10 protein-coding genes are annotated in these 12430 nt (G+C 48.7%); 9 read left to right on the forward strand and 1 reads right to left on the reverse strand.

Features of this window, described 5'->3' with window-relative positions:
- Positions 1-16: 16 nt before the first annotated feature.
- The 5 genes from secD (at position 17) to MKY48_RS08350 (ending at position 6282) form a co-directional block, all read left to right on the forward strand.
- Positions 17-1267, forward strand: coding sequence for a protein translocase subunit SecD (gene secD, locus MKY48_RS08330; protein ID WP_213645490.1), 1251 nt, complete (start codon positions 17-19; stop codon positions 1265-1267).
- A complete protein-coding gene (gene secF / locus MKY48_RS08335; RefSeq protein ID WP_098742581.1) occupies positions 1257-2174 on the forward strand; it encodes a protein translocase subunit SecF in 918 nt (305 codons plus the stop codon). The genes secD and secF overlap by 11 nt, the downstream gene beginning before the upstream one ends.
- A gap of 139 nt (positions 2175-2313) precedes the next feature.
- The gene (locus MKY48_RS08340; protein WP_339271629.1) at positions 2314-3279 is read left to right on the forward strand and encodes a cation diffusion facilitator family transporter; all 966 of its coding nucleotides are present in this window, start codon (positions 2314-2316) and stop codon (positions 3277-3279) included.
- Positions 3280-3340: 61 nt separating this feature from the next.
- Complete coding sequence (recJ, locus tag MKY48_RS08345) at positions 3341-5740, forward strand: single-stranded-DNA-specific exonuclease RecJ (protein ID WP_339271630.1); 2400 nt, start codon at positions 3341-3343, stop codon at positions 5738-5740.
- Between the two features lie 26 nt (positions 5741-5766).
- Complete coding sequence (locus MKY48_RS08350; RefSeq protein WP_076320441.1) at positions 5767-6282, forward strand: adenine phosphoribosyltransferase; 516 nt, start codon at positions 5767-5769, stop codon at positions 6280-6282.
- A gap of 93 nt (positions 6283-6375) precedes the next feature.
- On the opposite strand, the gene uraA is transcribed toward MKY48_RS08350, so the two are convergent.
- On the reverse strand, positions 6376-7674 hold the full coding sequence (uraA, locus tag MKY48_RS08355; RefSeq protein ID WP_339271633.1) for a uracil permease: 1299 nt from the start codon (positions 7672-7674) through the stop codon (positions 6376-6378).
- Positions 7675-7975: 301 nt separating this feature from the next.
- Between uraA and MKY48_RS08360 the strand changes: the two genes are divergently transcribed.
- From MKY48_RS08360 to MKY48_RS08375, 4 genes are all read left to right on the forward strand, one after another.
- Positions 7976-10153 (forward strand): bifunctional (p)ppGpp synthetase/guanosine-3',5'-bis(diphosphate) 3'-pyrophosphohydrolase, encoded by a 2178-nt coding sequence (locus MKY48_RS08360; protein WP_339271635.1) that lies wholly within the window; start codon positions 7976-7978, stop codon positions 10151-10153.
- A gap of 251 nt (positions 10154-10404) precedes the next feature.
- The gene (dtd, locus tag MKY48_RS08365; protein ID WP_076320444.1) at positions 10405-10848 is read left to right on the forward strand and encodes a D-aminoacyl-tRNA deacylase; all 444 of its coding nucleotides are present in this window, start codon (positions 10405-10407) and stop codon (positions 10846-10848) included.
- A 502-nt stretch (positions 10849-11350) separates the two neighbouring features.
- A complete protein-coding gene (locus tag MKY48_RS08370; RefSeq protein WP_100535766.1) occupies positions 11351-11857 on the forward strand; it encodes a type 1 glutamine amidotransferase domain-containing protein in 507 nt (168 codons plus the stop codon).
- Positions 11858-11939: 82 nt separating this feature from the next.
- Positions 11940-12395 (forward strand): hypothetical protein, encoded by a 456-nt coding sequence (locus MKY48_RS08375; RefSeq protein ID WP_339271638.1) that lies wholly within the window; start codon positions 11940-11942, stop codon positions 12393-12395.
- The last annotated feature ends 35 nt before the right edge of the window (positions 12396-12430 follow it).

A 12430-nucleotide genomic window follows, 5' to 3' on the forward strand; every position in this document is an offset into this window, starting at 1 on the left:
GGGAACAAAGGACGGCATGAAGAGAATAATCAGTTTCGTCGGAACCGTACTCGTGATCACTGTTTTAATGGCCGTTACAACTCCAGGCTTGCTGAAAGACGTCCGTCTAGGTCTGGATCTTAAGGGTGGATTCGAAATCCTTTATGAAGCAGAGCCTTTGATGGAAGGGCAGCAAGTCACAAAAGAAGCACTGCAGGAAACCGCAAAGAGCTTGCAAAAGCGTGCGGATGCAATGGGAACATCTGAGCCTGAGGTTACGCCGGAAGGGGCGAACCGGATTCGCTTGAAGGTGGCAGGCGTAACGGATGAGGCTGAAGTTCGAAAAACGATGAAAGAACCTGCGAACCTCACATTCCGAAGCAATGACGGCTGTAAAGAAGGCGAGGAGTTCTGTAAGATTGAGCTCCGCGGCGACGATTTCGTCGAGAACGGCGCATCGGTTGCCTATGACCAGCTTAATCAGCCTATGATAGATATTAAAGTGAAGGACAAAGGGAAGTTTGCTGAAATTACAGGACGTCTTCTCGGTCAAGAGCTGGCTATCTTCATGGACGATCAATTGCTATCAGCTCCGACGGTACGTGCCGCATTAACGGATGGTACCGCACAAATTACGGGGAGCTATTCGCTGGATGAAGCGAAGCAGATCCGGGATACGATTAATCTCGGCGCCCTGCCGCTGAAGCTGGTTGAGAAGTACTCTCAGAGCGTAGGAGCTACGCTTGGTATGAAGTCTCTTACGAAAACGGTAGAAGCAGGTCTTATCGCGTCCGTTGCGATTCTGCTGTTCATGATAATCAGATATCGCGTACCGGGTTTGCTGGCAAGCTTTGCACTTATTTTGCATACATGGCTTCTGATTCTTATTTTTGTATGGGCTGACTTTACGTTGACGCTTCCAGGTATTGCAGCATTTATATTAGGTATAGGTATGGCGGTTGATGCCAATATCATCACCTATGAACGCATTCGGGAAGAGATCAGAACGGGCAAGAGTGTTCCATCAGCTGTTAAAGCAGGCGGCAAGTCATCCCTGCGAGCCATCATGGACTCCAACTTGACGACGATACTCGTTGCCGCTGTCATGTTCGGATTTGGTACCGGCGCGGTTAAAGGTTTTGCGCTTGTATTGATTCTGGAGATTATCTTGAGTATTGCCACGAACGTTTATTTCTCCCGTTTCTTGCTCAATCTACTTGTGAATATTGGTTGGGCCCGCAAACCGAGCCATTATGGCGTAAAGGAGCGTGACATTCGTGAGCTTTAAGAACTTTGATTTCGTAGGCAAAAGCAGATTTTTCTATATTCTATCCATTGCAATTACGATTCTGGGCTTGGTATTTCTCTTGACTCGTGGTCTTAACTATGGAGTTGATTTCCAATCTGGCTCGAACGTAGATATCTCTCTCTCCAAGCCGCTGACTACGGAGCAGATTAATACCGTATTAAAAGAGGCTGGCATCGGTGAAGATGCGAGCATTACTCCTGGTAATGACCGCGTGAATATTCGATTCAGCGAGGTGCTGACCGAGGACCAGGATTTGAAGATGCGTTCCGGCATTGAGAAGCTGGATAAAACGGCCACCTTCGAGATCAACACGGTTGACCCAGAGATGGCAAAAGAGCTGGGTCGAAACGCAATTTATGCGGTATTGATTTCCTGTATCGGGATTATCATCTATGTCAGCATCCGTTTTGAATGGCGGTTTGCGATTGCAGCAATTGTAGCGTTACTTCATGATGCATTTGTTGTTATTAGTATTTTCTCCATCCTCGGTCTCGAGGTGGATCTGACATTCATTATTGCCGTTCTGACGATTATCGGTTATTCGATTAACGATACGATCGTCATCTTCGACCGGATCAGGGAGAACCTGAGGTTTGCCAAGATTAAAAGATTCTCGGATCTTAAAGATCTGGTTAACAAAAGTTTGACCCAGACGATCGGACGTTCGATCTATACAGCATTGTCTGTTTTCATCGCTGCACTCTTCATGCTCCTGCTTGGCGGTGAATCGATTCAGATGTTCTCTCTGGCAATTTGTATCGGTTTGGCATTCGGCGCGTACTCTTCGATCTTTATCGCAAGTCCGTTGTGGCTCGTCCTTAAGGGGCGCAATGTCAGCAATAAACCAAATTCGCCAAAGCCAAGCAAAGATAAGATTGAAATCTAATTCAGCCGCTGTTGGCGTAGCAGTCTAGATAGTAGAGAGTCCTATACAAGTGGAAAGCCGCGTCGCAGGCGACGCGGCTTTCTAAAGTTAACAGCGATAATAAATATAGGATCGATAGTGACATTGAGGGGGGCCTCAAGTGAGCAATGAACGTTTGAATCATACGGAGACTGTCCTTTGGACAGGCATTGTAACGGATTTTGCATTAGCCTTGTGTAAAGGGATCGTCGGATATTTATCCGGCAGTAAGGCTCTAATCGGAGATGCTCTGCATTCTGCGGCAAATGCCGTGACTTTATTGGTGGATCGTTTACCGAGCCTGGGTATATTCGGCAATAAAAGCTCCATTCGGGACAAACGGAAGGTTTCGGACACGACGGAGCCCGTGATTTCGATTCTATTTGCCGTTTTATTGATCATGGGCGGTATTCAAATTGCGGTATCCGCGATTCAAACCATGGCATCAGGCGACCTGGAGCCGCCAACCAAATCGGCACTGCTTGCTGTTTTCATATCACTCGCTGTGAATGAAGCGGTGTTTCAGTACCAATGTCGGCAGATAAAAAGAAACAAGGATCCCCGGTATGAGGTGCTGTCCGCTGATCATCGATTTGCCTTGTACTCTTCGCTAACGGTATTAATCGGCGTGTCACTAGCTATGGGGGGCTCTTATTTTGAATGGACACCCCTGCTCTATATGGATTCGGTTGCGGCTCTGATTGTGGCTTGTCTCGTGATCCGCAAAGGGTATATACTAATCGTTCATTCCGTTTATGGAACGCTCGTGGAAGAGAAGCGGCATGAGCACGAAGCCGATTTCATGGATACGATTCAGCGAGTGCATGGCGTGATCACGATCGAGGAACTGAAGGTTCAGGAATACGGGCAGATCCGTCATGTGAACATTGAAGTGAAAATTACCGTGAATCCGCGGACGTCCGTATTGGAGGCTCAAGAGATTGCCGAGCGAATCCGGAAACTGTTAACCCATCGCTTTATTCAGGTTACGGATGCCAAGGTTCACGTGGTACCCTATGAACCGGGTTATCCATATAAATCGAACTATGACTTAATGGACAACGATATGCCGACACTGCCGCAGTAGCGTCTGGAGCTAACAGTTGTAAGTCAACAGGAAAAAGGCAGGAAAAGGAAGGTGAGTCCCTGTGCTGTATTCCAAATATGAATGGAGAATACGCTCGGCAGAGTCATCGATCACCGATAGGCTGGCCCAGGATTTGTCGCTGCCACCCATGGTGGCTTCACTCATGGCGTCACGAGGGATACAATCAGCCGAGGATGGACGGAGATTTCTATATGGAACGTTTGAGCTGACGCATGACCCTTATCTCATGCAGGGGATGCAAGAGGCTGTCCCGCGTATTCGTAAAGCTTTGGAGGATCGGGAACATATTCTGATCTATGGCGATTATGATGCAGACGGTGTTTCCAGCACGTCATTGATGATTCATCTGATGCGCTACTTGGGTGCATCTTATGATATTTATATACCACACCGATCCAATGAAGGTTATGGTTTACATAATCACGCGCTGGATTGGGCCCATCAGCAAGGGGTCAGTCTAGTCATTACCGTAGATACTGGAATTAGTGCAGTCGAGCAAATTGCATATGCCAATAGCCTTGGCATCGACGTAATTGTCACGGACCATCATGAGCCGCCTGAAGTGCTGCCAGAAGCTTATGCACTGATCAACCCGAAACTCCCTACATGCCCGTATCCCTTTAAGGGGTTGGCAGGCGTAGGCGTAGCTTACAAGCTGGCACAGGCTCTCGTTGGAGAACCACCGGAGGAATGGCTTCAGATTGTTTCCATCGGGACCATTGCGGACTTGATGCCGCTTACGGGGGAGAATCGGGTGCTTGTGAAGCACGGAATCGAATCAATGCGGAATACAAGGTATGAAGGCATTCGATGCTTGCTGGAGGTATCGGGGATCCATGTGGAGCAGGTGACTGCCGTAAATGTGGCATTCTCCATGGCACCACGGATTAACGCCAGTGGCCGTCTGGATCATGCAGGCCGTGCCGTTACGCTTCTTACAACAGAACACCGTGATGAAGCGGAACGGCTTGCCTGGGAACTGGATGGGCTGAACAAGGATCGGCAGCAAGTGGTCGAAAACATCGTCCAGGAAGCGCTTAGCATGGTTCAAAACCGCTGGAGAGGACAGGAGGTTCCTCCTGTCATCGTATTGGCGGGTGAAGGCTGGAATGTTGGCGTGGTTGGTATCGTGGCATCCAAAATATTGGAGCGATTCTACAGGCCAGTCGTTATCCTCGGGATTGATCCCGAGACGGGGAACTGTAAAGGCTCCGCCCGTTCAATTCCGGGATTTGATATTTATGCGGCTCTACACTCCTGCAAGGACGTCATGGACCATTTTGGCGGACATCCGTCTGCAGCGGGCATGAGCCTCCATCGAGATCGATTGGAGGAATTTGAACAGGGACTATATCGATATGCTGAGGAAGCACTCGAAGAAGAGCATCTGGTCGCAATTTGTGAAGCGGACCTGGAGGCCAGCTTGTCGGAGGTATCGGTGTCCGTTATTGAACAGATTGAACAGTTAAGTCCGTTTGGCATGGCGAATGCCGTGCCGAAGATCGTTTTCCGGGATGTTGTCATAAAGGAAGTTCGTAAAATCGGCAAAGAAGGAAAACATCTAAAGCTTCGTTTGCAGCAGAAGCGTGAGGTTATGGATGCGATCTCATTCGGATGGGGGCATCTGGCCGATATATTGCCGGTAGGCACGGCTGTGGATGTGCTTGGTGAGCTTTCCGTGAATGAATGGAACGGGAGTCGTAAAGTACAGCTCATGATTCAGGATATCTGCGCTCCTTATCAACAGGTGTTTGACTACCGCGGGATCAAAGAGCCGTTACAGGAAATTCAGAGGTGGAGAGCGGAGCTGGAGCCGCATCTGCGTTGCCCTGCAGTTCGGTCGGCCGTGGTGTACGCAAAAGATTCACATCCGGAAATAAAAAGTCAATTGTATGATATGTGCCTTTGGGTATATGATAGGAATGCTGGCATCATGCCGGATAATGATATTGCTGAAAACAGTCAAGAAGATATTTCCGTTTTGTTCGTACTGGATGTACCGGAAACGGCTGAACAACTGGATGCATTTATGTCAGCCTTCCATTCCGTTCCCAATATATTCATGCTGCATCCGACCCGGAACCTGCACGAACGTCTGCAAATTCCGGACCGCGAACAGTTTAAAAAGCTGTACGTTTCACTTGCCGGGATGACGTCCTCTTCCATGTCGGAGAATGAGGTTGTAGCACGTCTGCAGAAGCAGACTTCCTTATCTACACGCATGCTGCTCAAAGTACTGGATGTGTTTGAGGAACTGGCGTTCATCCAGCGTGTCCAGGGACAGATTACCTTTATACCGAAGCCGGAGAAAAAACCGCTGGACGCTTCCCGTCACTTCCGTGAGCTAAGCGATTTGGCGGATATGGAGCAGCATTTGCTGCATGCCGGTACCGAACAGTTAACCCAATGGATGATGTCCCGCACAAAAGGCGTATCTTAACCGCAACTATACAGGAGGAGATTATTTTGGATTTTAAAGATTATATTCGTGTTGTTCCCGATTTTCCGCAGGCGGGGATCAGCTTCAAAGATATTACTACACTGCTGAAGAATGGTGAGGTGTATCGCAAAGCCATCGAAGAATTGAAGATCTTGGTATCCGATCTTAAAATTGATGTGATAGCTGGTCCCGAAGCTCGTGGATTTGTCGTGGGTGCTCCGCTGGCTTATGCTCTTGGAGTAGGATTCGCGCCCATTCGCAAAAGCGGAAAGCTTCCCTATGAAACGATTGAAGTGGGATACGACCTCGAATATGGAAAAGATCGCTTGGCGATGCATACCGATGCGATCGAGAAGGGTCAAAATGTATTGATTGCGGATGATCTTCTTGCAACAGGCGGTACGATTGCGACTTCGGTTAACCTCATCCGTCAATTGGGCGGAAACGTCGTTGGAGCTGCATTCATGATCGAGCTGGCGGATCTCAATGGCCGTTCGAAGCTGGATGGAATCGAAGTATTTACATTGATGCAATACGAGTAATCGACAACAATCTTCCTGATTTTCCCGGGAAATAATAAACGCCCTGAGCAACCAGCTCAGGGCGTTTTTCGATTGGGGATAGGGGTGTTACTTTCAATCCGGCGTTTTCTCTACGAGCGGCTCATCATTTTTTTCATTGGAGAGCCCGGTAATCTCGAAGACTTTGAAGAGGAGAGCCATGAGGACACCTACAATGGTAGCCAGGGCCATACCCTTCAACTCGACGGTACCGAACTTCAAGGTTACGCCGCTAATCCCTGTTACCAGGACCAACGTAGCCAGGATCATGTTGCTTGCCTTGGAGAAATCGACCTTTTGCTCAACAAAGATCCGAAGTCCGGAAGCTGCGATAACCCCAAACAGCAACAGTGATACGCCGCCCATTACAGGGGTAGGAATGTTGGCTACAACAGCGGAGAACGTGCCGGAGAAGGAAAGCACAATCGCAATAACGGCTGCTCCAGCAATTACGAATATCGAGTATACCTTTGTGAGTGCCATGACACCAATATTTTCACCGTAGGTGGTATTTGGTGTGGAGCCAACAAATCCTGACAGAATGGTGGATATACCGTTAGCCAGAAGAGAGCGATGCAGGCCAGGGTTTTTGGAAAGGTCTCTGCCCACGATATTACTTGTTACCAGCAAATGCCCGATGTGCTCCACGATAACAACGAGGGCAACCGGAATGATGGTCCAGATCGCCCCGTTATCGAATACCGGGGTTGTCAGCTCCGGAGCCGACAGGAACCTCGCGTTCGCGATTTTCTCTGTGTCTACCACGCCTAGAGCGAAGGACAGAGCATAACCGACAACAATCCCGATCAGAATGTGAATGATTTTGGAGAAGCCGCGGAACAGGATGGCCCCGAATACGGTGACACCAAGAGTCACGAGCGAAATCGTAATGATTTTCGGATCAATGGACTGTCCCTCTTCTGGTAAAAAACCAGCCATACCTGCTGCAACCGGTACAAGCTCAAGCCCGATCATTGCAATGATGGCACCCATGACCGCTGGAGGGAATACAAAGTCGATCCATTTGGTACCCGCATATTTAACGATGAGAGCTACCACGCAGAAGATAACTCCTGTAACGATAAAGGCTCCTAAGGCTTTGCCATAGTTGGCATCCGGATCTTTGGCGAGCACGATCAGAACCGGAGAGATAAAGGCAAAGCTTGAGCCGAGGTATGCCGGGATCTTCCCTTTGCATAAAAAAATGTATAGCAGTGTACCAATACCGTTCATCAGCAGGATCATGCCGGGATCCACACCGAATAGGTTCGGTACAAGCACCGTACTTCCGAACATGGCAAACAAATGCTGCAGGCTCAGAAGGAAACCTGGACCAAACGGAAGTTTCTCATCAACTTGAATTTCTCGTTGCAAACCATTTCACTCCTCTTAGGACTTTAAATATAGGACCGTTCGCGTACGATCTTTAATAGATTAAATACAATCGTTCGTTTTTTCAACAATAATTTTTACAGTTCGTCAAAATATCCAATTGGTGTCAAGTTTTGATGTCTCCGAGCCGGAAACGGGCATACTATAAGTGTCTGAACGCTCGACATGTTGACGTATAACGTCACAAGCGTCATAATGATAGGAAAACAATCACGAGGGAACCTGCACGTTTTGACAAGGGCGGGTTCCATTTTATATAGAAAGGGAAGAGAAGGACTCCAAAATGGGCATAGAGCGATTACTCGAAAAGGCCAGCGCCTATATAAAAGAACCCGATCTTCTCCGCATCCAGGAAGCTTATGAATTTGCGGAGCAAGCCCACCACGGACAAGTGCGGAAATCGGGAGAACCTTATATTCTTCATCCGCTTGCGGTTGCAGACATCGTGGTGAATATGCAGATGGACACGTTGTCTATTATTGCTGCGTTGCTTCATGATGTCGTTGAGGATACAACCGTATCGCTCGAGCAGATCCGCGAGCGCTTCGGAGATACCTGCGCACTGCTGGTGGATGGATTAACGAAACTGGAACGTATTCAATTCCGATCCAAAGAAGAACAGCAGAACGAAAATTATCGTAAAATGTTTATCGCGATGGCCCGGGACATCCGGGTGATCGTTATTAAGCTGGCGGACCGGCTTCATAATATGCGCACGCTCAAGTATCAGTCCGAGGAAAGCCAGCGCCGTATTTCCTATGAAACGCTAGAGATCTTTTGCCCGATCGCCCATCGTCTAGGTATTTCCGCGATCAAGTGGGAGATGGAGGATATCGCTCTTCGTTACTTGAACCCGCAGCAGTATTACCGCATTGCGAATTTGATGCACAAGAAGCGGGCTGAACGAGAGCAGTATATCGATAATGTCATAGTCTGTATCCGTGAGAAGCTTGACGAGATGAGTATACAAGCCGACTTATCCGGCAGGCCGAAGCATATCTACAGTGTGTTTAAGAAAATGACGGTGAAGAACAAACAATTCAACGAAATTTATGATCTTCTTGCAATTCGCATTATTGTGGACAATATTAAAGATTGTTATGCTACGCTTGGCATCATCCACACCTTGTGGAAGCCGATGCCTGGCCGTTTTAAAGATTATATCGCCATGCCCAAAACGAACATGTATCAATCCCTTCATACGACGGTGGTCGGACCGAATGGGGAACCGACAGAGGTTCAGATCCGGACCTGGGAGATGCATCGTACGGCGGAGTACGGTATCGCGGCTCACTGGTCCTATAAAGAAGGTTCCGCAGGCAACGGAGGCAGCTTTGATAACAAGATGACGTTCTTCCGTGAAATATTGGAGCTGCAGCATGAGACGAAGGATGCCTCGGAGTTTGTAGAATCTCTGAAGATGGACTTTTTTTCCGATTTGGTATTTGTGTTTACGCCAAAAGGCGAAGTAATCGAACTTCCTTCAGGCTCCGTCCCTCTCGATTTTGCCTACCGAATTCATACGGAAGTAGGAAACCGGACCATTGGTGCCAAGGTCAACGGCAGAATTGTTCCGCTGGATCATCAGCTCAAGACCGGCGATATCGTGGAAATTTTAACATCGAAACATTCGTACGGTCCTAGCCAGGACTGGTTGAAGATTGCCCAATCCTCCCATGCCCGGAGTAAGATCAAGCAGTGGTTCAAGAAAGAGAAACGGGAAGAGAATGTGGAGAAGGGCCGCGATATGCTGGAGCGCGAGATCAAGCGCCTCGGTCTTGAGGTGTCCGAGTGGACGACCGATGATAAATTAATGGAGGCGGCCAAGAAATTCGCCTTTAATGATATCGAGGATATGTTATCCGCGGTTGGCTTTGGCGGGATCACTGCCGCCCAGATCTGTACCAAAGTGACCGAGAAGCTCCGTAAGGAGCAGGAGGAAGCGAATCAGCTTGAATTGACTTCCGAGATGAAGGAAATCAAGCCGGCGGAGAAACGAAGCCGTCCGACGAACGGCGTACGCGTTAAGGGGATCGATAACCTGCTTGTGCGTTTTGCGAGATGCTGCAATCCCGTGCCCGGCGACGATATTGTCGGTTACGTTACCCGCGGTCGCGGCGTATCGGTCCACCGTTCGGATTGTGCCAATCTGCCGACCATGGATGAAGGCGAGGAGGCCGCACGCGTAATCGAGGTGGAATGGGAAACGGCCGTTGAGGCCAATTACAGCGTCGATATCGAAGTGACAGGCCATGATCGTAACGGGCTGTTAAACGAAGTTCTTCAAGCGGTATCAGAGAGCAAGACGAATATTTCCGCAGTGACCGGCCGATCTGACAAGAACAAAATGGCGATGATTCACATGACGATTTTGATCCGCAATACGGATCACCTCCATTCCGTTGTGGAACGAATCAAGCGGGTGAAGGATGTATATACCGTTCATCGAATCATGCAGTGATAGCAATGATGGCACGGCTCCCGTGGTTAACGGACTCCGGGACTTCATGGACATGAACAGTCTCGGATGATTATACGAATGCGGTCTGTTATCCTGCGGGAGACAGGCCGTTTTATTTTAAGATATCAGAGTATAGAGTTCGGAGGATCTGCTGCCTGATATTGCAAGAAAAACTACCGATAAACGCGGTCTGTCTTCTTAGAGAGTACATCGATAGACATTTTTCTTATAGAAAAGAAGGAGCTAAACCTATGAGAGTGGTTATTCAAAGATGTAAGCATGCGCAAGTTACGGTTGACAATGAAATCGTAGGCAAGATTGAAGCGGGATTGATGGTGCTGGTAGGGGTGACGCACGAGGATGAAGAGAAGGATGCCAAATACCTTGCCGAGAAGGTTGCGGGGCTGCGAATTTTTGAGGATGAGGATGGAAAAATGAATTTTAGCGTCCAGGACGTGGGCGGAGCCATTCTATCGGTTTCCCAGTTTACGCTTTATGGCGATACCCGCAAGGGAAAACGTCCGAACTTTATGGCTGCCGCCAAACCGGATGAAGCGAATGCACTCTACGAATCGTTTAACCGCGAGCTCTTAGCGAAGGGGTTACAGGTTGAGACCGGGGTATTCGGAGCTATGATGGACGTGTCGCTAACCAATTGGGGACCGGTAACCCTGATCATTGACAGTAGATCCTAAACGGTTAAAAAAGACGGGCAGCATGCATCATATTGGAGAGATGGGGCATCCTGAGTGGACAAAGGCTTGTTAGGTATTCACACAACAAAAGGAGCTGCGTTCGTTATGCGTCAACCTCCCAAATTTTCCATATGGAGCAGTTTGCCTACGATGGTCGGGTCCGGAGACATTAGGGAAGCAGTGAGCACAGAACGCATGGTTACAGCTTCTGAAGATCCTGTACGACTCATCAGCGTAAAAGGACATATCCGGAAGCAGCTGCCGAGATCGTAGAACTAAATAGGATAGCGTATTGAGTCACTTCTGGTGACTACATAGCAGAGCCTGAGAACATTTCAGGCTCTTTTTTAATTCACTCATAAGTTGGGAGTCCTAAGATTCCCTGTTATGACTTGTAACTCCAATGGTGTAGATCATGGGGCTTCCGTTCATTCCGCTGTTATAAAAAAGGCATTCCAGGGTAATAACAAATCGAGGACAATCATGAAAGGAGATATGCCAGATGAGTAAAGTTGCATTTCTACTAGCTGACCAATTCGAAGATTCCGAGATGAAAACTCCTTATGATGCCGTGAAGGAAGCGGGGCATCAAGCTGATATTATTGGATTGAAACAAGGACAAGAGGTAAAGGGTAAACAGGGCAAGGCATCGTATACTACGGATAAAGCCATTGCCGACGTCAATATAAACGATTATGATGCGGTGGTTATTCCAGGCGGCTCTTCTCCGGAAAATTTGCGTCTGGATTCCCATATATTGCAGTTTGTTGCATCAGCGGACAAGGCAGGCAAACCGATTGCCTCAATATGCCACGGGCCGCAAATTCTGGCAAGTGCCGACCTGCTGAAGGGACGTACGATCACTTCCTATCCTCCGCTTCAGGATGACATGGTAAACGCAGGCGCAAACTTTAAGGATGAGGAAGTCGTCGTGGATCGCAATTTCATTACTTCCCGGACGCCGAAAGACGAGCCAGCCTTCGTGCGTGAGCTGTTAAAGGCATTGTAAGAAGTGAGTAGTTGTATGCTATATGGTTGTCCATGTTATACCGGTTTTTCAAACAAGTGGGTTGAAAAAAGGAGGAATGGACATGTCTAGACAAATTCAAGCTTATTTCAGAACGGAAGACGACGCTGAAGGCGCAAGGACGAGGCTGTTAACGTACAACACAGAGCAGTTGGAGGTGGGACAGCTTCAGGATCCGGTTCGAGGTGGGGGCAATATCCTCGTGCCGCTGGTGCCATGGGGTAATTCCGGCACGGGTGGAGCAACTGCAGGGGCTACAACGATGGGAGCTCCAGGCGGAGTCGTCGGGGCTCCGGGGGTCATCGTGGGATCACGGGATGCCGATGACAGCCGCGATAAAGCGCAAGATCGGCCACACGGCGATGATACGCTGGGCGACGCATGGCGCGAAGCGGACGTGACGGACCGGGACTATGATGATCTGAGATATACGCTGTCCGTTAAGGTAAGGGACGAGGATTACGATCAGATCGTACATGATTTGCGGGCGAATAACGCTTATGTGGAGCGATTTGATTAATTGACGGAAAATGCCTGACAGGCGTTTGGATTCCC

It is taken from the genome of Paenibacillus sp. FSL W8-0187 (assembly GCF_037969755.1).
In the GTDB taxonomy this organism is placed as follows: Bacteria; Bacillota; Bacilli; order Paenibacillales; family Paenibacillaceae; genus Paenibacillus_AQ.